The organism is Hyphomicrobium sp. CS1BSMeth3, assembly GCF_900117415.1.
Taxonomy (GTDB): Bacteria; Pseudomonadota; Alphaproteobacteria; order Rhizobiales; family Hyphomicrobiaceae.
Genome location: NZ_FPEI01000004.1, coordinates 429,444 through 454,070 on the forward strand (window position 1 = coordinate 429,444; position 24,627 = coordinate 454,070).

Consider the following 24,627-nt stretch of genomic DNA (forward strand, 5'->3'; position numbering starts at 1 on the left):
CTATGCCGCTGATCGGCCTATCGTGTTGAGCTGCATCAAAGCGCATGAATGTTCCGGACCGCTAAACTAATAAATATGGCCGATGCGCTTAGCTTATGGGAGCCAAGTCATGCGTGAACCAAAGTCGAGCACCCGAAGACTGGATGATGAAAGTCGGGATACAGCTCCTCTGCCATTCGATTTGTGGAATCCCGTCGTGGCATTCGGCGCCGAGTGGAATTCCCGGTTCGTCGAGCAATGGGCCTCGATGAGCGGCGAATGGCAGGCCTTTGTAAAGCGCAGGCTCAAAGAGGATCTCAAGCTCGGCCAGCATCTCGCCGCTGCAAAAGGTGCGGAAGAGATGTGGAAGATCTACATCGACTTTTGGCAAAAGGCGCTACGGGAGTACGCGCATGAATTTGCCTTGCTTTCGAAGAAGGCCGGAAGTGTTCTTGAAACCGGCATCGAAGCTGGGCAGCGTTCGGCGGAGCAATCGGCGATGCCGCACCACTGAAGCGTTTCTTTTTTCGGCGTACGCTCCAACTCTCGTCTTGGTGCCAAACCTATGTACAAGCACATTCTGATTGCGACCGACGGCTCGGAGCTGGCAGCCAAGGCCGTAGACGCGGGACTGAAGCTGGCAAAGGCATTGAATGCCAGCGCCACGGCTGTGACAGTCACCGAGCCGTGGGTAGCATACGTAACGCCTGAGGCCGCAATCGCATTTCCGTTCGATGAGTATGAGAAATCAGCCGCGGAAAGTGCCAGACGCACGCTTGCTGCCGTCGACGATGCCGCGAAGAAAATTGCCGTCAATTGCGGGACGATCCACGTGAAGGATCAATATCCAGCCGATGGCATCCTCGATACCGCCAAGTCGCAGGGATGCGATTTGATCGTCATGGCATCCCACGGCCGGCGAGGTCTGGGGCGGCTGCTCCTCGGCAGCGCTGCCGCCAACGTTGTGACCCACAGTACGGTGCCGGTGCTTATCTGCCGGTGAGCAAGACCATCACGTGGCTGGTTCATCGCCGAGCCCGTCGTTGCCACGTGTCTAGAACGGCCGGCCTTTTCTTTTGCAAACAGAGTTCATGGCGCCGCCTCAGTGAATAGGCCGTACGGACTAGCGCTCCTCCCATTGACCGGCCTCCTTGCGATAGCGCTGTTTTACGGCTGCCCAAGCGATCCGATGCGCCGTCACCTCGCGTTCGTCAGGCGGTTGGTTGTCATAGCTCAGCCACGCACCGTTGAAAGCGCCGCGATAAATCTCCTGCGCGTGTATTGGGAGATGGGATTTGACCGATATGGGAAGATCATCAATCGATGCGTACGGCATCTTGCTACCTTCTACGCTGAGGTCCGCCTATCAGTTAGTGTCTCGCCGACAGCGATCTACGATGCCTCCTGGACAAGTTGGCATTGTTTGCGACCACCTCCCTCATAGGTATCGTGGCACTCACTGAGTTTGAACTGTCGGCGTTCTGGTTGCTCGAACGCTCATGCGATCACACATAGCTATGAGGTATGCGGTATGAGCGATCACGAAGCGCGAAGCTCGGTAAACCATCTGATGGATCGGATCGCAGCACTCGAAGCAGAACTCGCGGCCGAAATCGCCAAAGAACGGGCAGGACTACGCGAGGGCCTGGAACGCGGGCGGATCGCTTTCGAGCAGGAGGTGCTTCGGAGGCATCAAGAACTCAAGACCAGCTTGTCGCACTACGTTTTGAATGCGCGTCCGCTCGTGATCCTGACCGCCCCCGTGATCTACAGCCTGATCGTGCCTCTTGTGATCCTCGATATCGCAGTCAGCATCTATCAAGCCATCTGCTTTCCGATATACGGCATAGAAAAGGTGCGCCGCCGAGACCATTTTGTTTTCGATCGCGCTCACTTGGCATATCTGAATGCATTGGAGAAGTTGAACTGCGCCTACTGCTCCTATGCCAATTGTCTGATTGCCTACGTGAGGGAGATTGCCGGGCGGACGGAGGAATACTGGTGCCCCATCAAGCACGCGCGACGCATGATCGCTGCACACGATCACTACCGGCAGTTCGTCGACTATGGCGACGCTGAAGCCTACCATGAGCGGGTTGCAGAGCTCTCCAAGTCACATCGCGCCCAGCCGCCGCCCGGGTCGCCTGCCACGTGACTCTCTTTAGTGATCAACGCCATGCATGAGAGATGGCAAACTGGCTTTGGTGGTGGCATTCGCAATGGTCACCGAAACACCCTTCTCGTCGACACCGACGGCATCGGCGGCCTTGAAGCATCAGTGTTGAGGTGCGGCAAGCTAGTAAGCCCGCTTCGGGTCAACAGCATCGATACCGCTGACGGATAGTGACGGCTCCCCCACAGCGAACCGAAATTGCCTATGGTTGTTTCCGTCGCGATGGGCCCGAAACGGCCATTTAATCGCCGCCAAGTTCAATCACCTCCATCACGGGATGTCCGCTTTCTACGGCCGACCGCATGATCTCTAGCTCGCAGGCCGAGGGCGCTGTTCCCCAACGATGTGCTGCACTCTCCGCAACATCGGATCGCGCGGTGATGGGAGGAAGTCGCGTTGAACCCAAAGCCGAAGTCCACGAGATCCGCGTCGGGCCAGGACGATGAGTCGTCATGGCGCTATCCCGGTTGGCGGGTTGTCGCGATATGTTTTCTGGTGGAACTCTTCATCTTTGGTTTTGGGCTCTATGGCCACGGCGTCTTTCTCACCGAGCTACAGCATCTGCAGGGCTGGCCCACTGCTCTCATTTCGAGCGCCAGCACACTCTCCTTCTTGCTCGGCAATCTTCTGGCCCCTTTCACCAGTGACGCCCTGCATTGGGTCGGGCCGCGGCGCCTCATGTTGTTTGGCATATCTGCGCTTGGCACCTCGACGACGTTATTGGCGTTCACCGCTACACCCTGGCAGCTCTATACGGCCTACATCCTGATGGCCTTCGGCTGGGCTGGCATGGGTACTGTTGTCGTCGCGACCATCCTCCGGTCCTGGTTTGATCGTCGCAGCGGGCTGGCGATTAGCTTGGCGTTCAACGGTGCGACCTGCGGCGGGATCATTGTGGCGCCAGCGCTCGTTCTCCTCATCGGGGAAGTCGGATTCAAGTTGGCGATGCTGGCGATGACAGTCATCATGATCGCCATCCTTGTGCCGGCGGTGATGTCTCTGCCTCTCGCGGACAGCGCGTCAGAGCGCAGGGCAGAGAATGCTCCGCCACGCGGCAATCCCATGTCGCCAAGTCTATCGCGATGGCCCCTTCTGCAAAGCTTCGGATTTTGGACGATCACGGCCCCGTTCGCGCTCGCCTTGTCGGCGCAGGTCGGATTCATCGTTCACCAGATCGCGTTTCTCGAGCCGACGATGGGCCGCTCGGATGCCGCGATTGCCGTGTCCGTCACGACGACCATGGCCGTGATCGGGCGCCTCTGCCTCGGCATGATCGTCGATCGTCTCGAGCCGCGCCGGACGACCGCGATATCTCTTGCGACCCAGGCTGGCGCCCTCCTCGTCATTGTGCTGGCGCCGGACAGTAGAACCCTTTTTCTTGCTTGTGCTGTCTATGGCTTTTCGATTGGCAATCTCATCACGCTCCCCGCGCTGATCATTCAGCGGGAGTTCGATGCGGCCACATTCGGTATGGTGTTGGGACTATCTACGGCGATTGGTGGCATGGTCAGCGCCCTTGGGCCTGGGCTCATGGGCCTGATGCAGAGCGCAACTGGCGGCTACGATGCGGCACTCGTGTTGTGCCTGATCCTCAAGCTTGTTGCAGCAGCGATCGTACTGCTGCGCCCGCGACGGCGGCGTTAGGTCCTCGACACATGCCGGCGTCGGGGCATCAGCGTCGATGCTACTGGTGGATGGCGGCTTCCGTTCAACCTCTACGAGCCGACATCGCCGACAATTGATGCCATCGTCGCGATGGGCCAGAAGCAGACATTGGGCACGAACATCCCCATCCGTACGGCGATCAAGCTTGTGCCTCAGCTGCATCAGCCGGCGTGCAAGTGGACACGACGTCGTCGGCCGGCTAGGATTGGCGAATTCAACCAGTTGGCGCTCTGGATTGAGGTTTTGAGTGATGCTGAGCGAGGCGTGCCACGACGTCGCCCACCTCGGCCACGTCGAAGTGCTAACCGACAAATTCGACGAGAGCCTCGACTTCTTCACGCGCGTGCTTGGACTGAAGCTTGCCGGGCGCGACTCGACCAGCGCCTACTTGCGCGCTTGGGACGACTACGAATTTCACACTCTCAAGCTCAGCGCTCATCACACCACTGGCGTCGGTCACATCGGCTATCGAGTGTCGTCGCCGGAGGCGCTGGAGCGGCGCATTGCGGCCATCGAGGCGAGTGGTTTCAAATCGCTGGGCTGGGTTGAGGGTGACATGGGGCATGGCCGCGCCTATCGTGTTGAAGATCCTTTTGGGCACGTCTTCGAGCTCTACTGGGATACAGTGAAGTACAGGCCACCCGCATCAGACGCGCCTGCGCTCAAAAACAACGCGAGCCGCTTTCATGCCACTGGCGCCTCCCCGCGCCGCCTCGATCATCTCAATCTGCTTGCCGAGGACGTGACTGAGTTCCGACGCTTCATGGAAACTTGCCTAGCCTCCCGCGTAACTGAGCTTATCCGGCTGGACAATGGTCGAATCGGCGGGTGCTGGTTCACCGTCAACAACAAGACCTATGACCTCGCCTGCGCCGAGGAGCACGGTCGAGGCCGCGGCCGGCTGCACCATGTGACCTATGCGACAGACCAGCGCGAGGACATCCTACGTGCCGCGGACATCTTCCTCGAGAACGGCGTGCACATTGAACAGGGGCCGCACAAACACGCGATCCAGGGCACGTTCTTCCTCTATGTGTGGGAGCCGGCGGGCAATCGCATCGAGCTCGCCAACGCGGGCGCACGGTTGATACTCCAACCGGACTGGGAGCCGGTGATATGGACCGAGACCGATCGGAAAAAAGGCCAGGCTTGGGGCCTCAAGCTTGTTGAGACTTTCCACACGCACGCAACGCCACCGGTCAAGCCCTGAACAGGTCCTTGTCATGCGCGCGCCTAAGCTGAACGCTCTGTTGGCGATGATGCGATCATGCTGCCCCGGAAACGTAGCCGGATCTCCTCGCCGTTCGTCGCTCGAGGGCGGCTCGGGGTCATCAGCGTCGAATTTACGATGTCGGCGATAGGTCCGCTCTTACCCCAGCTGCAGACACTTCCGCTCGCCCACCGCAATTACTACTCTGGGCCCACGAGCGGACACCATCAGCCATCACGCGCCCGCGCCGACGCGGCGCCCCGTAGGGGAATCGAACCCGTCTTTTCAGATTGAAAGCGGCTATATACGCCAATGATTTCAAGGTCCATGTCGACTCTTCTTGAGGGTCCGGAATTTAGAGAGAAAAAATCAAATGTATTAGAGACGAGTAGTGCGGCGGCAAAACAGCCATATCGGCGTAGCGACCCAACGAACGTTGCAGCGCTAGATCTGATGGATCCGGAACGCCGTCATCACGTCGATCTGCTCCCTTAGCCCGCGTTCACGGTGGCGACGGTAAAGTCGGCGTGCCGCACTGGCATCGCCCCGGCGGATAGCCTCGATGATCTCGTAGTGCTCCTCGATCGACTTCGAGGGCCGCGGATGCTGACGGAGCCGCAATGTGAAATAGCGGGCGCGATGAACCTGGTCCCAGCAGTTGAGTACGATATCGACGAGACGCCGGTTGTTGCTGAGCTGCACGATGTCCAGGTGGAATTCTTCGTCGGCGAGCGCCCATTTCTCCATCTCACCACGCGCGAGGGTGTCGGCCATCCTCTCGCAGGAAGCCTCGAGCTTGCGTAGCTCCTTCGGCGATGCTCCGCGCGCCGCCAGCAGCTCGGCGGCGCGCGGCTCCAGACTGATGAGAACGTCGTAGATCTCACGCATGTCGGATACGGCGATGGGAACGATGCGTACGCCATGCCGTGGAACGATCTCCAGCAGCCCCTCATTCTGGAGTCGTATTACGGCCTCGCGAACGGGTGTCCGGCTCACGCCGAGCATGACGGCGAGCTCCTGCTCAAGGATCTGCGACCCCGGCGCAAGCTCGCTATCGAGGATCTTCTTGCGGATGCGCTCATAGATGCTGTCGATCGGGGTGCGGCGCGGCAACTTCAGCTCCGACTTCTGATTGGCATCAGCCATGGCTCAGCACCTCTCTAGACCCTAAACGGGATGGGACCGGGCGCTGTTCTTGGCGCTCTTCAGGACCTCCGCGCGCGTTCCCGCCGCTGTCACGTAGCTCTGTGGTTTGATATCGAGCATGGCCGCGACATCTCGGGCCGCGGCAACGACGTCTTCCGTCTTGATACCCGTCTCAACGCCCGTCTCGTTCAGCAGGTGGACAACATCCTCGCTGGCGAGGTTGCCAACCGCACCCATGGTGGTCGGCGTCATGATGCCGCCGCCAATGCCGCAGATGGCGCCCTCGATGAAGGACGCGCCGGCATCCAGCGCGGCTATGATGTTGGCGGGACCGTTGCCGGAGAGATTGTGGACGTGGAAGCCGACCTCGATGTCGGGGAAGCGATCAAGTGTCTGGCTAAAGAGACTGCTCACATGGCGCGGGTCCTCCATGCCGAGCGAGCCAGCGAAATAATAGCGCTTGATGCCGCCGTTACGGAACTTTCCGACAAGATCGAGTACGTGGCTCTCCGGAATGCGGCCCTCATAGGCGCACCACATGGTCATGCCCATCGCCAGCACGAAGGGAATATGCGCCGCATCGGCGATCCGAAACGTCTCGATGGCCGCCGTGACACCCTGCTCGAGCGTCATGTTCTGGTTCTTGAGGTTGTAGGCCTCACTCGCCGTGATGAGGCCGAGGATCTCCTGCGATTTTGCGGCGACGGCGCGCTGCGCACCGCGCGGGTTTGGCGCCTGGGCCCGATAGACGATGCCGGGGCGGCGCTTGATCCGCTCCATGACCTCCTCGGCGTCCTTGAGATGAGGAATGACGCGCGGATGAGCGAAGTTCGTCACCTCGACGACCGGAAAGCCGACCTCGGAAAGGCGATCGACCATCGCCACCTTGGTGTCCGTATCGACCCAGCGGTGGAAGCTCTGCAGGCCGTCGCGCGGGCCAACTTCGACGACAGTCGTGCGAGCGGGGAGAGTCAGCATGTCAGTCCTCTATCCTTGAAGCCGTTCAGGCGCGCGCTCGCTCAGTCGAAAGCTTGCCCGTGCGCAATTCCTCCTCAGAGAATCCGAGTTCCCCGATCAGGATGTCCTCGTTGCTCGACCCAAGCCGAGGGCCTGCGTGCTTGACGTGGCCCGGCGTCGCCGAGAGCTTGCCCGCGATGTTCTGGAAGCGCACCGGCCCGCCGAGCTCATCGTCGAAAACTGTGACGATGTTCTCGCGTGCCTGGAAGTGCGGATCGTCGAATACCTGGGCGATGTCATTGACCGGCGCCACTGCCGCCTCGAGCTTGATGAACTGCTCCATGAGCTCGTCAAGCGTGAAACGGGCAACGGCAACCTGCAGCAGCGGATCCATCTCCTTATTGTTCTGGATGCGCAGGCGGTTGTCCTTGAAGCGCGGGTCCTCGGGAATCTCCGGTACGCCGAGCGCGGCGCACATGCGCTCGAAGGTCGACTGCGAAGCGCCGGCAATGGCGACGTACTTTCCGTCCTTGGTGCGGTAGCAGTTCCGCGGCGCGGTGAACGAGTGCAGGCTGCCGTTGCGCTGCTGGATAAGGCCGAGCTGGTCGTAGTTGACAGCTTGCGGCCCGAGCAGCGTGAAGAGCGGCTCGTAGAGCGCGAGGTCGATGTACTGCCCCTTGCCACCGTTCACCTCGCGCCCCTTGAGCGCGACCATGGCGAGGTAGGCACCCATGAGACCAGCGGTGGAATCGGCGAGGCCGAACGCAGGTAGGATCGGCGGCTGCTCGGGAAAGCCATTGATGAAGGCAAACCCGCTGTAGGCCTCAGCGAGCGTGCCGAAGCCAGGGCGCGACGAATTGGGGCCGGTCTGCCCGAAGCCCGTGATGCGCAGCATGATGAGACCGGGGTTGATCTTCGAGAGGACATCCCAGCCGAGGCCCCACTTCTCCAGTGTCCCTGGACGGAAGTTCTCGACGAGAATGTCAGCCGTCTTGACCAGCCGCTTGACAATCTCGACGCCCATCGGCGTGCGCAGGTCCGCCGTAACGGAGCGCTTGTTGCGGTTGAGGACCTTGTAATAGAGGCCGACGCCGTTCTTGCTGTTGCCCCAGTAGCGCGACTCGTCGCCCGTGTCCGGGCGCTCGACCTTCACGACGTCGGCGCCAAAATCCGCAAGAAACATGGCACCAATCGGCGCGGCGAGGAACGACGCAATGTCGACCACGCGGACCCCTTCGAGCGGCAGACGCGGCCCGGCGTTGCCTGAAGTCGATGCCCTGCCTGCTGCCTCCGCCATGATAATCCTCCTCGGTCGTTTCTCGTGTTTGCGATCCGATCTATGTATACATTAAATTATTTATTGTCGAATCCGCAGTCACCTTTTTTGCGCGCATCAAGGGATGAGAATGTCGATCAGCGGCACGTGCTGCTGGGCGCCGTAGACGTCTCTGTCTCCTGGCGCCCCCGACGTTGGGCCTGTACGAGGGATCGTGATCTTGATCGCGTTCGCGGCCTCGAATGCCATGATCTGCACGTCGGCCGGTGGGAGATCGTAGAGCCTGCCGATCAGCTCAGGCGTCAGCACCTCGCTCTCGACAACCCGACGGTAGGTGGCGGCATCCGGCAGGATCACATCGAAGGTAATGAGGAGCGGGCCGGCATTCTTGCTGCGCAGGACCTCCGCGAGATCGTAGAGGCGCTCGCCGCGCGCATTCGGAAGGATGCGTGTATCGGCGTCCATGTTCAGGCGACCTCCCTGATATCGACCGGAAAGAGCGCGTCCGGGTCGTCCACTTCCATCACGTGGTAGATCGTGAATTCGTAGACAGGGCCGCCCTCGAAATCCGACGGCGAGAAGGGAAAGGCGAGGTTGCCTGCAGTGGCCTTGCGGCCATCGAAGTAGCCGTGCAGGAACGAGCTGCGCGCAAGCGACAACACCGTATTCGCCGCCTGCTGCGTCGCCGCGATTGCCTCGATCACGATGCCGACCTCGTGCGGATGAGCGACGGCGCCGCGAATGGGCCGAACACCATCACAGCCGTAGTAGATGAAGCGCAGCTCGTAGTCCTCGGGCCTGAGCGTCCCCTGGACAAGTCGCGCGACGCCATCGCGCACGCGCTTCTCGACCTCGTCGACGCTACGAATGAGGCGCGGATCGGTCATGCCGGCGATGGTGATCGTGCGATAGCCGCGCAGCTTCACGCCTTCGAGCTTGATCGTCGGCTTGCCCGTCGAGACGAGGCGGCTGCCGGTCACCTTCACACGGCGCGGATCGAGCGAGACGATGTGACTCCTCTCGAGATCGACCATGCCTTCGGGCTCGAAGAAATGGTGCGGGTCCGGCTGCTCGTACATCATGTGCGCGGCGACCGAGGTCGGCGTGAGCCGCATGTCGAGATTCATCGGCTCGAGCTCGAAATGATCGCGCCTGAGCGTCCCGAGAATGCAGTCGTTGGCAGCGAGCGGAATAGCGCACTGCGCGCCGCATTCGATGATCTTCGCCATGTGAAAGGCGAGGCCCATGTCGAGCCCCTTGTAGGCAGCGAAAGACGCGTAGATGGCCGTGTCGCAGGCGCGGCCGGCGATGATCACGTCGGCGCCCGCCTCGAGCGCATTGACGAACGGCCCCGTCCCCATCTGTCCGACGATCCGCGCGCTCTCGTCGACCATCTGCTCGGTCAGTTCGGGCAGCGGCCCGAGCGGCCGCACGCGCCCTTCACGCACGGCTTTCTTCACCAGCTCCTTGTCCAACTCAGCCTGGATGGTGGCGAGGCGGTAGCGATGACCATCGCGCTTCGACACTTCGTCGAGAATGTCGAGAAAGCCGTCGAGATGCGGACGGCCGCCCGCTGTGCCGGCCGTGCCGATCACGTAGGGCACGCCAAGACGCCGCGCCGCCGCAAGCGACAACCCGAGATCGCGCCGCACCTGCTCGCGCTTCGTGAGATGCTGGCCGCTGCCGAGGTAGTAGGGGCCGGGATCGGATGAACCGTTGTCGGCGCCGATCATGTGCGGATTGCGGGACGCGCCTTCCAGGAGAGATTTTTCGGGGAAGCCATAGCCGAGGTTCCCCGTCACCGAGAGAATGCGCACTTCATCCATGGTCGCCGTTCCTCAGGTATTTGCGCTCTAAGCCTGTGTTTCTCACCGCACCGTCGTCATTCGTCCGAGCAGGTTCGCGCCGCCCACGATGAAGAGCAGGAGCACGACCTGAAGCACGCTGAATGCAGCGGTGGCACCGGTATGGCCGCCCTCGTGGAAATCGAGCAGCAGCACCGGCATGACGATCGTGCTGTTCGTGAAAAGGAAGAGCGACGAGCCAAGCTCTCTGATCGAGAGGATGAACAGTAGGCTCATCGCCGATATGAGGCCCGGAAGCGTCAGCGGTACGATGATGCGGAGGATTGTCTGCAGCGTTCCGGTACCGCAGATCTTCGAGGCCTCCTCGAGCTCTCGATGGATCTGCATGAGCGATCCGCCGAGGACCTTCAGCGTATCGGGCAGGAAGCGGGCAACAAGCGCCAGCGCGATGATCCACGTCGTTCCCCACAGGAAGCCGGAGAAGGCAACCCAGGCCCACAGGTAGGCGACGCCGATGACGAGGCCCGGCACAGCCACGGGCGCGGTGCCCATCATGTCGAGCGTGCGCCGGAATGGCAGGTTGGTACGGTGGATCGTGTACGAGAGCGCGAAGGCCAGCAGACCACCGATGAGCGCGCTGATTATGCCGACCTCGAGTGTATTCCAGAACGAGCGCCACACGAGTGCGCTGTCGAAGAGATTCTGAAAATGGCCGAGCGAGTATTGTTTGGGATCGAACAGGCTCGCGAGGTTCGGCACAAACAGAAACTTGCGGAAAGCGGCGACAAGAAGCCCGATGCACGGCACGACGACAGCCACCAGCGCATAGAGGCACGCAAGGCCGAACGTGACCCAGCGCCACGGACCGAGCTTCAGCGTGCGCGGCTTGAACGACTTGCCCGTGACCGTCACGAAGCTGCGGCCCGAAAGCGCCCAGTGCTGCACTGCGACGCAAAGCGTCGTAACGACGACCATGATGATGGCAACAGCCGCGGCAGCATTGAAAAGCGGCGGCGTCCATGAGGTGAGCTTGAAGAGATAGGTCGTCAGCACGTCGATGCGCGCCGGCGCGCCGAGGGCAGCCGGTATGCCGTAGATGCCGAACATCACAACGAAGGCGAGCAGGCTACCCGAGAGGATGGCTGGCGCGACGAGCGGCAGCGTGATGGTGAGCATCGTGCGCACCGGGCCGGCGCCGGACATCTGCGCGGCTTCCTCGAGCGCAGGGTCCATGTTCTTCAGTGCCGCCGAAACGAACATGTAGACATAGGGCGCATAGTACATCGCGAAAACCGCGACCATGCCCGTCATGCTGTACATGTTGAGACGGAACTCCCAGTCGAGCTCCTTGAAGAACATGTTGATGAGACCCGTCGTCGGCGAGCCGACGTAGGACCATGCGACAGCGGCCACGAGCGGCGGCATGAACAGCGGCATGATGCTCGCCGTCTCGACCCAGCCCCGCATGGGCGTATCGGTGCGAGCGACAATCCACGACAGGCCCACGCCGATGATCACCGCAAAAAAAGTGCCGAGACCGCATGAGATCAGCGAGTTCACTGCGGCCGTGCGCACCTGCTCGTTGCCGAGCGTCTCCTGGAAGTTCTGCAGCGTCAGGATGCTGGAGAGCCCTTCGAGCGCCGGGTTCGTCGTCGTCAAGGCCCCGAGGACGAGCATCGCCAGCGGATAGACGACAAGAACGATGAGAGTCAGGATCAGAAATCCGGCCCACGCATAGCGCCGCCAGAAATAGGCGAAGCGCAATGCGGTGCGGTCGGTCCGCGCATCCGCAGACTTGGCCACGGCAATCTCGGCCATACAGGCATCTCCTCGTGCGGCCGATCTGCGTCGGCTCGAAGCCTGCGCCGGCGGTCGCGCCGGCAGGCGCGACATTCAATCCAGTGCTGGCGCGGCAATAATGTATGCATAGTAGCGTTTATCAAGTGATTTTTTGAGCGCCATGATCCGCGTATCCGCAATTTGACTCCCGGTCATTGCTTGCTATAGTTCGGGCGCTCAAAGGCGCCTCAGTCGCGGCAAACCATGCTTGCCGGGCTTCACAGAACCGGCGCCGGCACCAGGAGGAAACGATGATCCCGGCCTTGCGAGCAGCTTTGGCTGCCGTCTCCGTTTTTGCTTTTTCCCATACCGCCACCGCGCAGGACTGCTGCCCAAAGGAGCTCGTCGACGCCGCGACGAAGGAAGGCAAGCTGCTGCTCTACAGCGCCGTCGTGCTGGACAACGAGCAGATCCTGGCCAAAGCATTTTCCGAACGCTTTCCGGGCGTGAAGGTCGATATCGTCCGCGCGCCAGGCGGCCGCCTCTTCACGCGCATCGAGACCGAAGCTGCTGCCGGCAAGCTGACCGCCGACGTCGTAGACCTGACTGACCGCATGCTCGCGGTTCGCATCAAGCATCTCTTCGCCGACTACGCCCCGCCGAACGCAGCCAAGTGGGACACCACGTCGATGCCGCTGCCGAACCTCTGGCCGCGCACACTCTTCGTCTACGCGCTTGCCTACAATTCGGCCCTGATCAAGCCGCCGGCACCCACCTGGAAGGAGATCGAGGATCCGAAGAACAAGGGCAAGGTCGGTGTGATCCTTGCGGGCTCCGGCGGCAGCGCCTGGGCACTCACGATGTTCCAGCGGAAAGTGATGGGCGAAGGCACCTGGAAAGCAATCGCTGACCAGTCCCCACGCCTCTTTGAGTCGAATGGTCCGATGTCGAGCGCCGTCGTCCGCGGCGAAGTCACAATGGCAACGGTGCTCACCGCCACAGCCCTCGCGCTGAAGTTCCAGGGCGCACCGATCGATGTCGTGTATCCCAAGGAAGGCCTGCCCGCGGCGCCAGGTGCAGCCGGCATCTTCAAGGATGCACCGAACCCCAATGCGGCGCGATTGTTCATGAACTGGTCGCTCTCCGAGGAAGGGCAGAACGCCATTGTCGAGCGTCTTGGCGGTATGTCGCTCCTTGCCGGCGCCAAGAAGCCCGTCGGCGCGCCGGATGACATCAAGATCTGGATTCCCGCAAACGACGAGTTCGACGCCCTCCGCGACCCGTGGGTCAAGGAATGGGACGCGACCTTCGGCTACCGCAAGTAAGCGGAGGGAGCACGACTGTGTCGGTTGCACTTACTGTCGGAAACCTGAGCAAGTCCTTCTCGCCTGATCTCCCACCCGCCGTCGACGACGTGAGCTTTGTCGCGGCGCCGGGAGAGATCATCGTGCTGCTCGGCCCCTCGGGCTGCGGCAAGACAACGACACTCCGAATGGTCGCTGGGCTCGAGCAACCGACCCAGGGCCTGATCCGCATCAACGATCAGGCCGTCTACGAATCGGCAACAGGCGCGCTCGTCGCCCCGCAACACCGCCAGATCGGCATGGTGTTTCAGTCCTATGCCGTCTGGCCGCACATGACGGTCTTCGAGAACGTTGCCTACCCGCTGCGACGGCGGCGCCTCACCAAAATGGAGCTGCGCGACCGCGTCACCGATACGCTGAAACTCGTCGGGCTCGAAGACTATGCTGGGCGCTCGGTCGTTGCGCTGTCCGGCGGGCAGATGCAGCGCGTTGCGCTCGCACGTGCGCTCGTCTACCAGCCGCGCATCGTGCTGCTCGACGAGCCGCTGTCGAACCTCGATGCCAAGCTCCGCATCCGCCTGCGTGACGATCTTCGCGCGATCATCAAGCAGCTCGGCCTGACCGCCCTCTACGTCACGCACGACCAAGAGGAGGCTGTCGTGATCGGCGACCGCATCGGCGTCATGCGGGATGGAAAGCTCCTGCAGATGTCGGCCGCTGTCGACCTCTACAATAATCCCGCGGACCTCTTTGTCGCGAACTTCACGGGCGTGACGAACACGCTGAGCGGCCGCATGGTCAACCGCAATGGCGTGTACGGGCGCGTGAACCTCGACGGCAGCACGGCTCACATTCTTGCGAAAGTGCCGGAGGCTCTGCGCGACGGCGAGGCCGTTCTCGTGGGGCTCAGGCCGGAGAACATCATGCTGTCTGAGCCGACGGCGGCGGGTTCAGCCCCTCAGCAGTTTGCCGGGAAGATCATGCGTCGTCGCTTCCACGGCGGACAGAGCGTCTACACCGTGGCGCTCCTCGGCACGAAGCTCGACGTCGTAGAGCTCGGAACGGCGCCGCGCTTCGCCCCCGACGCCGACGTCCTGGTCGGTATTCCGCCTGATCTGTGCTGGGCGTTCCCGGCTGCCGGGCTCGACGCTGTTGCAGAAGAGTATGTCTAATAGCTGTCGAGACGATTTTCAGGGCAAGGCCCCGGCTCGGCTCGACGACGAACAGCGCACGCGCGATCGATACCATCTGCATCTCGCTGCCCGAGAGGCTCTCGGCTTCTCGAAGCATGAGATATTCGATCGGCAAGAAGATCGAGAAGGTCGCGTCGATCACCCAGATGCGGAAAAACATCGTTTTGAGCGCAATACGCAGGTTTTTGGCGACTGTGAGCGTCGGGCACTCAGCGCAATCTCGACTAGGACTTGCTCTGCTCCATGTGGGCGGCGGCCATGGCGCACATGCTCGTGAAATAGCAATCGTACTTCGGTAGATCTCCGAGGTGCATGGTCGCCCCGAAGCCCTCCTTCTCGTGCCGCCGATGGATCCAGCATGAGCGCAAACGATGGGCGTTCGCAGGCTTGTGATCGTGAAACAGGCTCTCGGCGGTGTGCAAGATCTCAGCCTTTTGAATTCCGTTCCTGCCATCACCTCCGTCAAACATTCGAAGTTCAGAGGGCCTGGCCAGTGCGATGCGAGAACCCGCGCGCCACCTTGGAAGCAAGCTCGACCACCGCTGATCAGCTCTTTCGCGCAGGATCTTCTTTGCCGGTTCTGTCGAGGCACGATATGCGGCGCTATTGATCACAGCCCGCGACACAAACAGATCAGCTCGCGTCAACAAGCCTACCGCTTGACACGCCTAATTGGGTTTGACACCATAATTGAAACATTGTGCCACATAGTGAAACACGAGCGTGACTTCAAAAACAGTCGAGAAGAGCCTCTCTGTTCTCGAGTTCCTCGCCCGTAGCGGCGAGGCGTGTGGCGTTTCCGATCTCAGTCGCGAACTCAAGATGCCGAAGAGCAACGTGTTTCGCTTGCTCGATACGCTCGTCAGTTGCGGGTATCTTCGCCGCCGGCCCGACACCGGGCGCTACGAGCTGACATTCAGGCTCTGGGAGCTCGGCAACCTCGCCTTCTCACAGAAGAGCCTCGTTGAGGTAGCCGGACCGTTCCTGGGCCGGATCGTCGACGAGATTGGCGAGTCGGCTCATCTCGCGGTCTTCGACGACGGCGACTCCGTCTTCATCGACAAGAGGGACGGCAAGCAACCAATCCGAGGCTTCACGGAGATTGGAAGCCGCGCGCCAGCCTATTGCTGCGCGACAGGTAAAGCGGCTCTTGCCTTTCAACCAGACGCAGAGATCGCACGCAGTACGAAGCAGCTCAAGAAATTCACGAAGACGACTGTCATATCGGTCGCGGCCCTGCGACGTGAACTCGAGGAGATCGCGAGCAGAGGGTACGCGGTCAATCGCGGCGAGTGGTATGAGGACGTTTGGGGCGTCGCGTCGCCGGTCCTCTCTGGCGACGACACCGTTTGCGCGACGATTGGTATCTGGGCACCGAAGCATCGGATCGAAGGCAGAGTTACTGCCATGGGGGAAGCGGTTCGTGCAGTAGCGGCCGATCTGTCGATCGCGCTTGGCTGCACACCAGGGAGCCTACGTGCGTCAAGTAAACAGAGAGGACGGAAATGAAAGCAGCTCTTGCCTCCCTCGCTATCGCTCTCGGAGTGCCTCTGATCTCCTCGGCCAATGCGAACGAACTGCACGTTTACATGCCTCAGGGCGCTGTCGCTCCGGTCGAGAAGGTCGTTGCGCCCATTATGCGCGACAAGTTCGGAACCAAATTGGTCATTACGCCCGCGCTCAGTGGTCAGGCTCTAACGAAGGCCATTGCGCAGCGAAATAAACCCGAGATCAGCGTATTCATGCTCGATCAAGGGCCATGGTTGCAAGGCAAGCAGGCCGGACTGTGGGAGAAGATCGACGGCCTTCCCAATCTCAGCCAGATACCCGAGAAGCTGAAGGATGCCGATGGGCAAGGAAGCGCATTCCTGCTCTATCTTCTGGGATTGATATACGATGAGAAGGCATTCGCGGATGCGAAGTTGCCGGTTCCGAGTTCCTACGAGGATCTCTGGAACCCAGCACTCAAGGGCAAAGTCACCATACCCGACGCAAACAGCACCTTCTCCTATGCGCTTCTCTTCAAAATAAACGAACTCCAGGGAGGCGACGCAGCAACAACCGTCGATCCTGGCTTCAGTAAGCTGGCTCGGCTCGCTCCCAGCATCGGCACGTTCCACGGAGGTGCTTCGACGCTCATTCCACTGTTTTCTCAGCGACAGCAGTGGATCGGCTTCAATGCGAGTTTTCCGGCGCAGCGTCTCGCCAACGATGGCCTGCCAATCCGATGGGTGGCGCCAAAGGAAGGTGCAATCGCTATTGCGGCTTACGTGACGATTGCGAAGAACGCACCAAACCTGGAAGCGGCCCGGCACTTCGTCGACATTCTTCTCTCTGCCGAATATCAGTCCGTTCAAACTCAGATGGCTTTCGGCGGATACGTGAATCCCAACACGAAGCTCCCTGAGGCCTTTGCCAAGACCTTCCTCGTGAAGCCGGACGACATTGCAAAGGCATCGGGCATGCCTTGGGAAACGTTTCTCGCAAAGCGCGCAGAGCTGAGCGGCCGCTGGCAGCGCCAGATCGAAAGCAAATAGCATGTCAGGCGCAACGACGCTGTCTCTGCGCAAGGCATCCAAGGTCTATGCGGGAGCGACGATCCTCCAATCGATCGACCTCGATGTTCAGGAGGGTGAGTTTATTTCCCTCTTAGGTCCGTCCGGATGTGGCAAGACGACGACGCTGAATATTATCGCGGGCTTCGTTCGGCCTGATGAAGGCGAAGTTCTTATCGGAGGGCAGTGTGTCAACGACGTTCCGCCCTACCAACGCAACCTCGGCATGGTCTTTCAAGGCCATGCCCTTTTTCCGCATTTGACCTGCTTCGACAATGTGGCCTTCGGATTGAGAATGCGCAATCTGGATGAGGCCACAATACGCGCACGCGTGGCTCAGGCTCTCGATCTCGTGCGACTTAACGGATTTGACGAGCGCTTCCCGCGCCAACTCTCCGGGGGGCAGCAACAGCGCGTTGGCCTCGCTCGCGCGCTCGTCATTGAGCCGCGCGTGCTCCTTCTCGATGAACCGCTCAGCAACCTGGACGCCAAACTGAGGCGCGCGATGCAGAGTGAGCTCAGAGCGATTCACACCAAGACCGGCACCACAATGATCTACGTCACTCACGATCAGGAGGAGGCTCTAACGCTCTCGGATCGCGTGGCCGTCATGAATGCCGGGCGCATTGAGCAGCTCGATACGCCTGAAGGTATCTATCGACACCCGAGAACGCGCTTCGTTGCCGACTTCATCGGCTCGTCCGCGTTCTTGCGGGGAGAGGTGGGGGAGAAGCGCTCCGACAGCATCCTCGTTCGAATTGGCGAGGCAGGGTACGTCGCAGTGCCGCACTATCATCAAATCGCACAGGGTTCCGCGGTCCATCTGGGCATCCGATCGGATCAGATCCGCATCGACACTGGCGCGACAGCATCCTCTCCTGAACTTTCACTGCAGGGGCGTATCGTCGACCGAGCATTCGCGGGATCGGTATCGCATATCACCATCGAACTGACGGATAGGCAAACCATCGTTGTGCACCTGTCGAACCCTCCAGACGACGCGATTCCAGGGGCGGCTGTGCACTTGGGGGGCGCTGTCGCGAATTGGATGGTTCTGCCATGAACGGGCGTTCGCCGCTCACGCTGGTCCTTCCGGCTACACTATGGCTCGCGGTCGCCTGGGGATGGCCATTGGTTCTGGTGCTCAGCATGAGTTTCCGGAACATGGACCCCATGACATTCGAGCTCAGCGGCTTCACGCTGAAACACTTCCGTGAGGTCCTGACCGACTCCTTCTATCTCGATGCGATCTTCCGATCTCTCCGCATCGCTACAATTGTGACCATCCTCTCCTGCGTTCTTGGCTATCCGGCCGCCCTGCATATTGCCAGGACGACGTCTCAACGCGCGCGGGCAGCATACACGCTTATCTTGCTGATCCCGGTCATGATCAGCCTGGTCGTGACGGCGTTCGCCTGGATCCTCATTCTGGGTCCCAGTGGCTTCATCAATCGGGCGCTCGCCTCGCTGCACCTGACGAGCGAGCCGCTGCAGTTTCTGAACTCCGAGGCTGGGATTATCGCCGTTTTAGTCTACAGCTTTGGCCCCTATATGATCATCAACATCTGCACGGCACTCGAGAAAATCGATCCGGCGATTCTCAGAGCTGCTGAACTTCACGGTGCCAACCCGCGACGCGTGTTTGCACGAGTGACGTTGCCGCTGAGCTTTCCCGGTATCCTTTCCGGGGGCCTGATCGTGTTCTCGCTGTCGGCCGCAGCGTTCGTCACGCCCTACGTAATCGGTGGCAATCGAGTCAAGGTCGTACCTCTGCAGATATACAATGCAGCCGTCACAACCTTCGACTGGCCTATGGCTGCGACGCTAAGCATCGTCTTGCTCATCCTATCCATTCTTCTGACGACAGCAGTCGCTCGCCTCACGGAGCGGCGCTTTGCGGCGTGGCTGGGGGGCTCATGAAGCTGTCTGTCATCCCTCTCCTCGCGTGGATTACGTACGCGATCATCGTCGTGCCCATCATCATGGTTCTGGGCGCGTCGTTCACCGAGACCCGCTTCATAACATTTCCACCTGCAGGCTTCACGCTGGATTGGTACAGCGCCGCAATCGCTGATCGCGCGTTGATGGGTGGGTTGTGGCTCAGCACCACCGTCGCACTGGCATCTGTGTTGATTTCAGTCTGCCTTGGCACGGCAGCCGCGCTCTATCTGTCCCGCCCTCGTGCTTTCCTGCGTGGCCTACTATCCAGCTTCTTCCTCGCCCCCTTGAATGTTCCATCAGTTATGACGGCATTTGCTCTACTGCTTGCCTTCACGCAGTGGCATCTCATCAACTGGTATGGTCTGGTCATCGCTCATGTCATTCTAACATTGCCCTACATCGTTCGATCGGTGCTCGTCAGTCTTGCGGGGCAGGATCAATCCATCGAGCGTGCTGCCTCCATTCTTGGTGCGAGTCCATTCCGTGTTTTTTGGCTGATTACCTTACCGCTGATCCGCCCGGGCGTGCTTGCAGGCGCGACATTCGCCTTCCTCATCTCGTTCAACAACGTACCTGTGTCCGTCTTCATATCGACGCCGGGCTCGGCACCGCTACCCGTCGTGCTCTTCAACCGCATGCAATGGCTCGCGGAGCCATCTGTAGCAGCCGCGGCCGCCCTGACTATCGTTGCAACGATCACGGTGATGCTCATTCTTGAGCAACGGTTCTCCATCTATCGGTCGATGTTCCGATAAATGCCAAAGAGGAGTGAACATGAAAGCTGATCTGGTTTTATCGGGCGCCGATGTCGTGACGCCGGGGGGCGTCGTTCGAGCGGATATTGCCGTGAAAAACGGTAAGATCGTTTGCCTGACGGCTGGCGAGATGACGCCGGCTGCAGACGAACGCATCGATGTGGGCGGCAAGATCGTGCTGCCGGGGGGCGTCGACACGCATACACATTTGCGAGAGCCGGGCTTCACTCACAAGGAGGACATTCTGTCGGGCACGCGCACAGCCGCCGCCGGTGGATATACGACAGTGTCCGGCATGCCAAATGTCGAGCCGGTGACGACGACCGTCGAGAGGTATCTCGATGCCATCGAAATGTATAAGCGAAGCTCGCTGGTCGACTTCAATCACAATCCTTCACCGACTAGGCTCGAGGAAATACCGAAGCTGGCAGCAGCGGGCGCACTCGGATTCAAGGTCTACATGATCACCGACAAGGGCGTGAGCTATCCTCATATGCCCGAGCTCGGTGTGCACCATCAAGGTAAGCTGTTCGAGATTGGCGAAGCAGTCCAGAAGACGGGCCTCCCGTTGATGGTGCATCCAAACAATCAGGAGCTGATCGACACGCTTTCGGATCGAGCCATTGCTGCCGGTGACACAAGCTATCAGACCGTCGCGCGTCTCTCCGCTTCCTACGACGGCATCGTATTCGATTCAGCCATCAGCTATCTGTGTCGTATGCAGGAAGTTCTCGGCTTCCATCTGCATGTACTGCATGTGAGGTCGCCGCGCTCCGTCGAGGTCATTCGGACCGCCAAGCGCAACAAGCAGAAGGTCTCGGCCGAGATCAATCCGCACATGATCTTCCTCTGCAATGATTGGGATGAGATCGAGCGCCTCGGGCCCTATGCATTGAACCTGTGGAACGGCCCCGACACCACCGAGATGCTCTGGGAAGCCATTCGCGACGGCTCGATTGACGTGATTGGCTCTGACCACGCACCGCATCTGCGCGAGGAGAAGGAGATCGGCTGGACGAACATGTTCGTTGCGGCCAACGGCACACCGAAGATCCAGGAGACGTTGCCACTTTTCCTCGATCAGGTTCATGCGGGTCGTCTTTCACTTGAGCGGCTGGTCGAAATCTTCTCGAGCACGCCGGCCAAGCTCTTCGGTCTCTATCCGCGCAAGGGCGCCATTCAGGTGGGATCTGATGCCGATCTCGTGGTTGTCGATCCTCAGAAAAAGCAGGTTCTGCGCAACGAAGACATGCTGAGCAAATGTGGATGGTCGTCGTGGGATGGGCGTGAAGTGACGGGAGCGACGCTCCATACGCTTGTGCGTGGCACGTTCGTCTATCGGGATGGCGAGGTCGTCGGCAAGCCGGGACATGGTGAACATGCAAAGCCGCTGCACCGAGAGATTGCGGCTCAGATGGCCGAGGCAAGCTGAGATCCGAGCATCCATGCGCAAGATCATCATGCATCGCACGGGTGGGCCGGAGGTACTGGAGCTCATCAAAGCGCCGGCACCACAAGCTGCACCCGGACATGTCGTCGTTGAGGCTGAGGCCATCGGTGTGGGGTGGCCGGATATCCTCATCCGGCGCGGCATCTATCGCTGGATGCCGCCACTGCCGACGAGCCCTGGGAGTGACCTAGCCGGCCATGTCATCGATGTTGGCGAAGGCGTGGACAGCGCTCTCATCGGAAGCCCGGTACTGGTGACAGCACGGGAGCTGCCGGTGCGTGGCGGCTGCTATGCCGAGCAGATTACCGTACCCGTAGATGCTCTGTTTAGATTGCCTACGCACGTCGCTCTCGACGCTGCTGTGTGCTTGCCGAATTACCAAGTTGCGTGGAACCTGCTTCACGAGGCACCGCGCGGACAACCCGTGCAAAGCGTGTTCATTCGCGGCATAGCGGGCGGAGTCGGCAGTGCTCTTGCACAACTCGCCAAATCTGCCGGGATGAAGGTGTTTGGCAGCGTCAGCTCGGAACAGAAGGCAGCATTTGCGCGTCAGATCGGCGCCGATCACACGATCAACTATACCACTGAGAATGTTGCCGACCGCGTGCTGGCACTGACGGAAGGGCAAGGCGTGGATCTTGCCGTCGATCACATTGGCGGCCCGGACCTGCCTGATCTGCTACGCACGCTAGGCCGCTGGGGGCTGCTTGTATCGTACAACGCCAGTGGCGGAATGCCTGAGAAGAACCTGCTCGCCGCCTTGCGCGAGAATGGCGTACGTTGCCCCGCGGTGCGTATCTTCGAGATGCACGTTTATGATGATGACCGCGTCAATCGCCGACGCACGATGCAGAGCGTCATCGATCTTCTTGCGTCCGGCGAGATCAAGCCCATGATTTCCGACCGCCTCGAGCTCGCCGACGCGGGGCGCGCGCACACCATGGTCGAGGCCGGGCACGGTCTCGGGAAGGTCGTCCTAATGCCGTCGCTCGATCGCGGGAAAGCATAGATCATGACCGGCGAAGGCCTCATTCCAGCCAGTGTGATTACCGGCTTTCTCGGGAGCGGCAAGACGACACTCCTCTCGCACCTGCTCCATAAGCCGGAAATGAGCGACGCGGCAGTCATCATCAACGAGTTCGGCGAGATTGGCCTGGACCATCACCTGATCGAATCTTCCGATGATAACATCGTGCTTCTCAGCAGTGGCTGTTTGTGCTGCACCGTGCGCAATGACTTGGTCGATACGCTGCGGGATCTATTCGAAAGGCGCGAGCGTGGGGAGGTCCCACGCTTCCGCCGCGTGATGATCGAGACCACTGGCCTGGCTGATCCGGCACCAATTCTACATACGTTGATGGATGATGCCTTTGTGCGTCGTCATTTCCGACTTGACGGCGTTCTGACGACCGTCGACGCGCTGCACGGTCTTGGGCAACTCCGCGAGCATCCGGAATCCGTCAAACAGGTCGCCGTCGCCGATCGGGTGATCCTCACAAAGCGTGACCTTGTGGGCAGCAGCACGATCAGTGATCTCACAAATCGGTTGAGCGCCATCAATCCTGGAGCTCCGACTATCATCGCCGATCATGGCGAAGTTGATCCGGCCGGGCTTTTCAATGTCGGCGTCTACGATCCTGCCTCAAAGGGCCCTGAGGTCGCATTGTGGATCAATGCCGAAGCCTACGGCGGACACAACGATGTAGGGCACCATCGTCATGGTGACGCTCACGATGTCAATCGTCACGACGAGAACATACGCGCTCACTGCCTCGTGTATGATCAGCCGCTGAATTGGCGATACTTCAGCCCCAATCTAGCGTCTCTTGTGAGCCGTCATGCCGAAAAGCTGCTTCGGGTCAAAGGCATTCTCAACGTCGACGGCGAACCATCACCCATTGTTATTCATGGCGTGCAGCACCAGTTCGCACGAATGCGGCTCAAATCCTGGCCGAGCGATGATCGCCGCTCCAAGCTGGTCCTCATTGTGCGTGGGCTCGATCGTGAGCTCCTTGCGGATTGGCTACGTGCGGACAGCCTGACCGCGCTGAACACGATACAAGTCGCACCCGACGTCAAGCTATGATGCCGCAAGCTCGGCGCGATACTGCACTGCCTATCAATGCACGCACGAAGCATGAGCTCGCTCACCGAGACCTCCAGGCGAACACGCACCCGGCGCACGAGAGAGGATGTCGCTATGACTTGCTTGCCTCGCGCTCACTCCCGCTCAAGTATCACCGTCGCGTGGTTCTGTCCGGTGCCCATGACCAAGCCCGGCCCCGACGCCAGAGCAAGATCGCAATTGCGGACTTGGACAGCAGGATGGGCCTCGCCGCGGAGTTGCCTGACTGCCTCGATTGCCTTTGTCATGCCTCCGCGATTGGCCGGGTGATTGTTGCATAGTCCGCCGCCATCCGTGTTCCATGGCAGCTTGCCGACACCGGAAATCAGATTTCCGTCGGCCACGAAGCATCCACCCTTGCCGTGCTCGCAGAAGCCGAGGTCCTCGAGCTGGATCAGGACCATGATCGTGAAGTTGTCGTACACGGACGCGTACTTCACGTCTGCAGGCTTGACACCTGCCTCCGCAAAGGCTGCCGCGCCGGACGCCGCCGCTCCCGTACGTGTCAGGTCTATGTATCCGCCGGTTTGAGTCTTCACGGTCTCGCCACAGCCCGCGATCCTGACCAACGGCCGTTTGAGGCTCTTTGCGATCTCCGGCCTCGTTACGACAAGCGCACCGCCGCCGTCCGTAATCACACAACAGTCGAGGCGATGCAGTGGATCGGCAATCACCGGCGAATTCAGCACGTCCTCGACCGTCACGACGTTTCGCAGCAATGCGTGCTCGTTATGTTGAGCGTGGTGCGAGGCGGCGACTTTGATCCATGCAAGCTGCTCGCGCGTCGTGCCGAACTCGTACATGTGCCGTTTCGCGAACATGGCATTCACGGCAACGATCGTGGGCTGATAGGCGATCTCCCAAGGCGCGTCCGGTCGCTCTGGCGGAATCTGCCGAACTGCCGTGCCTGTTGCGACACCGAGGCTGCGGGGCTTTCCGGAGAGAGTAATCAGCGCGACGGAGCACTTGTTGGCCGCGATGGCTTCTGCGGCGTGCGCAATATGAAGTAGATAGGAGCAGCCGCCTGCCTCGGTTCCATCCAAATGGCGGAGCCGAAGATTCATATAGTCGGCGAGCCACGCTGGACTGGCGCCCGGCACGTCGCCTGCGCAAAAATAGCCGTCCACATCAGCAAATGTCAGCCCGGCGTCAGCCAGCGCACCTTGCGCACATTCGAAGTGCAGATCCGCAATGGACTTGGTCGACGCATATCGCGTGGGGTGCTCGAACGCTCCCGCTATGTAGGCCTTGCCGGTGGCGCTCATTGTCTACCTGCGTTTGTTCATCCGTTCCCAAACTCGGTGAGCAGAGACG

The 24,627-nt window shown here is 60.4% G+C and carries 23 protein-coding genes; 15 read left to right on the forward strand and 8 right to left on the reverse strand.

Annotated features, from left to right (window positions below; genetic code table 11):
• Positions 1 to 109 precede the first annotated feature (109 nt).
• Both CS1BSM3_RS06275 and CS1BSM3_RS06280 read left to right on the forward strand, forming a co-directional pair.
• Positions 110 to 493, forward strand: a complete 384-nt coding sequence (locus CS1BSM3_RS06275; RefSeq protein WP_143149095.1) for a hypothetical protein — start codon at positions 110 to 112, stop codon at positions 491 to 493.
• Positions 494 to 544: 51 nt separating this feature from the next.
• Entirely contained in the window at positions 545 to 982 is a 438-nt protein-coding gene (locus CS1BSM3_RS06280) for a universal stress protein (RefSeq protein WP_072386157.1), read from the forward strand.
• Positions 983 to 1,102: 120 nt separating this feature from the next.
• Here CS1BSM3_RS06280 and CS1BSM3_RS06285 read toward each other — a convergent pair whose 3' ends face one another.
• On the reverse strand, positions 1,103 to 1,315 hold the full coding sequence (locus tag CS1BSM3_RS06285; RefSeq protein ID WP_072386158.1) for a ChaB family protein: 213 nt from the start codon (positions 1,313 to 1,315) through the stop codon (positions 1,103 to 1,105).
• 195 nt (positions 1,316 to 1,510) lie between these two features.
• Here CS1BSM3_RS06285 and CS1BSM3_RS06290 point away from each other — a divergent pair, with 195 nt between their 5' ends.
• From CS1BSM3_RS06290 to CS1BSM3_RS06300, 3 genes are all read left to right on the forward strand, one after another.
• The gene (locus tag CS1BSM3_RS06290; protein WP_072386159.1) at positions 1,511 to 2,134 is read left to right on the forward strand and encodes a hypothetical protein; all 624 of its coding nucleotides are present in this window, start codon (positions 1,511 to 1,513) and stop codon (positions 2,132 to 2,134) included.
• A 513-nt stretch (positions 2,135 to 2,647) separates the two neighbouring features.
• The gene (locus tag CS1BSM3_RS06295) at positions 2,648 to 3,796 is read left to right on the forward strand and encodes an MFS transporter (protein WP_244540437.1); all 1,149 of its coding nucleotides are present in this window, start codon (positions 2,648 to 2,650) and stop codon (positions 3,794 to 3,796) included.
• Between the two features lie 271 nt (positions 3,797 to 4,067).
• Entirely contained in the window at positions 4,068 to 5,027 is a 960-nt protein-coding gene (locus CS1BSM3_RS06300; protein ID WP_072386161.1) for a VOC family protein, read from the forward strand.
• Positions 5,028 to 5,471: 444 nt separating this feature from the next.
• On the opposite strand, the gene CS1BSM3_RS06305 is transcribed toward CS1BSM3_RS06300, so the two are convergent.
• From CS1BSM3_RS06305 to CS1BSM3_RS06330, 6 genes are all read right to left on the reverse strand, one after another.
• Positions 5,472 to 6,173 carry a GntR family transcriptional regulator gene (locus CS1BSM3_RS06305; RefSeq protein ID WP_072386162.1) on the reverse strand — a complete coding sequence of 234 codons (702 nt, stop codon included), beginning with the start codon at positions 6,171 to 6,173 and terminating at the stop codon, positions 5,472 to 5,474.
• 21 nt (positions 6,174 to 6,194) lie between these two features.
• Positions 6,195 to 7,151: a beta/alpha barrel domain-containing protein gene (locus tag CS1BSM3_RS06310; protein ID WP_072386163.1), complete on the reverse strand. Its 957-nt coding sequence runs from the start codon at positions 7,149 to 7,151 to the stop codon at positions 6,195 to 6,197.
• Between the two features lie 25 nt (positions 7,152 to 7,176).
• Positions 7,177 to 8,427 carry a CaiB/BaiF CoA transferase family protein gene (locus CS1BSM3_RS06315; protein ID WP_072386164.1) on the reverse strand — a complete coding sequence of 417 codons (1,251 nt, stop codon included), beginning with the start codon at positions 8,425 to 8,427 and terminating at the stop codon, positions 7,177 to 7,179.
• A 96-nt stretch (positions 8,428 to 8,523) separates the two neighbouring features.
• Positions 8,524 to 8,871 carry a DUF4387 domain-containing protein gene (locus CS1BSM3_RS06320; protein ID WP_072386165.1) on the reverse strand — a complete coding sequence of 116 codons (348 nt, stop codon included), beginning with the start codon at positions 8,869 to 8,871 and terminating at the stop codon, positions 8,524 to 8,526.
• A gap of 2 nt (positions 8,872 to 8,873) precedes the next feature.
• Positions 8,874 to 10,232, reverse strand: a complete 1,359-nt coding sequence (locus tag CS1BSM3_RS06325) for an acyclic terpene utilization AtuA family protein (protein ID WP_072386166.1) — start codon at positions 10,230 to 10,232, stop codon at positions 8,874 to 8,876.
• A 42-nt stretch (positions 10,233 to 10,274) separates the two neighbouring features.
• Positions 10,275 to 12,029, reverse strand: a complete 1,755-nt coding sequence (locus CS1BSM3_RS06330; RefSeq protein ID WP_083528357.1) for an ABC transporter permease — start codon at positions 12,027 to 12,029, stop codon at positions 10,275 to 10,277.
• A 272-nt stretch (positions 12,030 to 12,301) separates the two neighbouring features.
• Between CS1BSM3_RS06330 and CS1BSM3_RS06335 the strand changes: the two genes are divergently transcribed.
• The 10 genes from CS1BSM3_RS06335 (at position 12,302) to CS1BSM3_RS06385 (ending at position 23,274) form a co-directional block, all read left to right on the forward strand.
• Positions 12,302 to 13,315 carry an ABC transporter substrate-binding protein gene (locus CS1BSM3_RS06335; RefSeq protein ID WP_083528359.1) on the forward strand — a complete coding sequence of 338 codons (1,014 nt, stop codon included), beginning with the start codon at positions 12,302 to 12,304 and terminating at the stop codon, positions 13,313 to 13,315.
• A 17-nt stretch (positions 13,316 to 13,332) separates the two neighbouring features.
• Complete coding sequence (locus CS1BSM3_RS06340) at positions 13,333 to 14,466, forward strand: ABC transporter ATP-binding protein (protein WP_072386167.1); 1,134 nt, start codon at positions 13,333 to 13,335, stop codon at positions 14,464 to 14,466.
• 744 nt (positions 14,467 to 15,210) lie between these two features.
• Positions 15,211 to 15,996, forward strand: coding sequence for an IclR family transcriptional regulator (locus CS1BSM3_RS06350; protein ID WP_072386169.1), 786 nt, complete (start codon positions 15,211 to 15,213; stop codon positions 15,994 to 15,996).
• Positions 15,993 to 17,024: an extracellular solute-binding protein gene (locus tag CS1BSM3_RS06355; RefSeq protein WP_072386170.1), complete on the forward strand. Its 1,032-nt coding sequence runs from the start codon at positions 15,993 to 15,995 to the stop codon at positions 17,022 to 17,024. Before CS1BSM3_RS06350 ends, CS1BSM3_RS06355 begins: the two co-directional genes overlap by 4 nt.
• Before the next feature lies 1 nt (position 17,025).
• Complete coding sequence (locus CS1BSM3_RS06360; RefSeq protein ID WP_072386171.1) at positions 17,026 to 18,105, forward strand: ABC transporter ATP-binding protein; 1,080 nt, start codon at positions 17,026 to 17,028, stop codon at positions 18,103 to 18,105.
• On the forward strand, positions 18,102 to 18,962 hold the full coding sequence (locus tag CS1BSM3_RS06365; protein WP_072386172.1) for an ABC transporter permease: 861 nt from the start codon (positions 18,102 to 18,104) through the stop codon (positions 18,960 to 18,962). Before CS1BSM3_RS06360 ends, CS1BSM3_RS06365 begins: the two co-directional genes overlap by 4 nt.
• The gene (locus CS1BSM3_RS06370; RefSeq protein ID WP_072386173.1) at positions 18,959 to 19,738 is read left to right on the forward strand and encodes an ABC transporter permease; all 780 of its coding nucleotides are present in this window, start codon (positions 18,959 to 18,961) and stop codon (positions 19,736 to 19,738) included. Before CS1BSM3_RS06365 ends, CS1BSM3_RS06370 begins: the two co-directional genes overlap by 4 nt.
• Before the next feature lie 19 nt (positions 19,739 to 19,757).
• Positions 19,758 to 21,170 (forward strand): dihydroorotase, encoded by a 1,413-nt coding sequence (locus tag CS1BSM3_RS06375; protein ID WP_072386174.1) that lies wholly within the window; start codon positions 19,758 to 19,760, stop codon positions 21,168 to 21,170.
• Between the two features lie 13 nt (positions 21,171 to 21,183).
• Entirely contained in the window at positions 21,184 to 22,197 is a 1,014-nt protein-coding gene (locus tag CS1BSM3_RS06380; protein ID WP_072386175.1) for a zinc-dependent alcohol dehydrogenase family protein, read from the forward strand.
• A gap of 3 nt (positions 22,198 to 22,200) precedes the next feature.
• On the forward strand, positions 22,201 to 23,274 hold the full coding sequence (locus CS1BSM3_RS06385) for a CobW family GTP-binding protein (RefSeq protein WP_072386176.1): 1,074 nt from the start codon (positions 22,201 to 22,203) through the stop codon (positions 23,272 to 23,274).
• Between the two features lie 134 nt (positions 23,275 to 23,408).
• Here CS1BSM3_RS06385 and CS1BSM3_RS06390 read toward each other — a convergent pair whose 3' ends face one another.
• Positions 23,409 to 24,578, reverse strand: coding sequence for a thiolase domain-containing protein (locus CS1BSM3_RS06390; RefSeq protein ID WP_072386177.1), 1,170 nt, complete (start codon positions 24,576 to 24,578; stop codon positions 23,409 to 23,411).
• Positions 24,579 to 24,627: the final 49 nt, after the last annotated feature.

Excerpts from the sequence above, each read along its gene's own strand:
- CS1BSM3_RS06390 (WP_072386177.1), bottom strand. The coding sequence starts at position 24,578 with ATGAGCGCCACCGGCAAGGCCTACATAGCGGGAGCGTTCGAGCACCCC.
- CS1BSM3_RS06325 (WP_072386166.1), bottom strand. The coding sequence starts at position 10,232 with ATGGATGAAGTGCGCATTCTCTCGGTGACGGGGAACCTCGGCTATGGC.
- CS1BSM3_RS06375 (WP_072386174.1), top strand. The coding sequence starts at position 19,758 with ATGAAAGCTGATCTGGTTTTATCGGGCGCCGATGTCGTGACGCCGGGG.
- CS1BSM3_RS06285 (WP_072386158.1), bottom strand. The coding sequence starts at position 1,315 with ATGCCGTACGCATCGATTGATGATCTTCCCATATCGGTCAAATCCCAT.
- CS1BSM3_RS06360 (WP_072386171.1), top strand. The coding sequence starts at position 17,026 with ATGTCAGGCGCAACGACGCTGTCTCTGCGCAAGGCATCCAAGGTCTAT.
- CS1BSM3_RS06330 (WP_083528357.1), bottom strand. The coding sequence starts at position 12,029 with ATGGCCGAGATTGCCGTGGCCAAGTCTGCGGATGCGCGGACCGACCGC.
- CS1BSM3_RS06300 (WP_072386161.1), top strand. The coding sequence starts at position 4,068 with ATGCTGAGCGAGGCGTGCCACGACGTCGCCCACCTCGGCCACGTCGAA.
- CS1BSM3_RS06385 (WP_072386176.1), top strand. The coding sequence starts at position 22,201 with ATGACCGGCGAAGGCCTCATTCCAGCCAGTGTGATTACCGGCTTTCTC.
- CS1BSM3_RS06320 (WP_072386165.1), bottom strand. The coding sequence starts at position 8,871 with ATGGACGCCGATACACGCATCCTTCCGAATGCGCGCGGCGAGCGCCTC.
- CS1BSM3_RS06335 (WP_083528359.1), top strand. The coding sequence starts at position 12,302 with ATGATCCCGGCCTTGCGAGCAGCTTTGGCTGCCGTCTCCGTTTTTGCT.
- CS1BSM3_RS06275 (WP_143149095.1), top strand. The coding sequence starts at position 110 with ATGCGTGAACCAAAGTCGAGCACCCGAAGACTGGATGATGAAAGTCGG.
- CS1BSM3_RS06315 (WP_072386164.1), bottom strand. The coding sequence starts at position 8,427 with ATGGCGGAGGCAGCAGGCAGGGCATCGACTTCAGGCAACGCCGGGCCG.
- CS1BSM3_RS06370 (WP_072386173.1), top strand. The coding sequence starts at position 18,959 with ATGAAGCTGTCTGTCATCCCTCTCCTCGCGTGGATTACGTACGCGATC.
- CS1BSM3_RS06280 (WP_072386157.1), top strand. The coding sequence starts at position 545 with ATGTACAAGCACATTCTGATTGCGACCGACGGCTCGGAGCTGGCAGCC.
- CS1BSM3_RS06380 (WP_072386175.1), top strand. The coding sequence starts at position 21,184 with ATGCGCAAGATCATCATGCATCGCACGGGTGGGCCGGAGGTACTGGAG.
- CS1BSM3_RS06290 (WP_072386159.1), top strand. The coding sequence starts at position 1,511 with ATGAGCGATCACGAAGCGCGAAGCTCGGTAAACCATCTGATGGATCGG.
- CS1BSM3_RS06305 (WP_072386162.1), bottom strand. The coding sequence starts at position 6,173 with ATGGCTGATGCCAATCAGAAGTCGGAGCTGAAGTTGCCGCGCCGCACC.
- CS1BSM3_RS06365 (WP_072386172.1), top strand. The coding sequence starts at position 18,102 with ATGAACGGGCGTTCGCCGCTCACGCTGGTCCTTCCGGCTACACTATGG.
- CS1BSM3_RS06310 (WP_072386163.1), bottom strand. The coding sequence starts at position 7,151 with ATGCTGACTCTCCCCGCTCGCACGACTGTCGTCGAAGTTGGCCCGCGC.
- CS1BSM3_RS06355 (WP_072386170.1), top strand. The coding sequence starts at position 15,993 with ATGAAAGCAGCTCTTGCCTCCCTCGCTATCGCTCTCGGAGTGCCTCTG.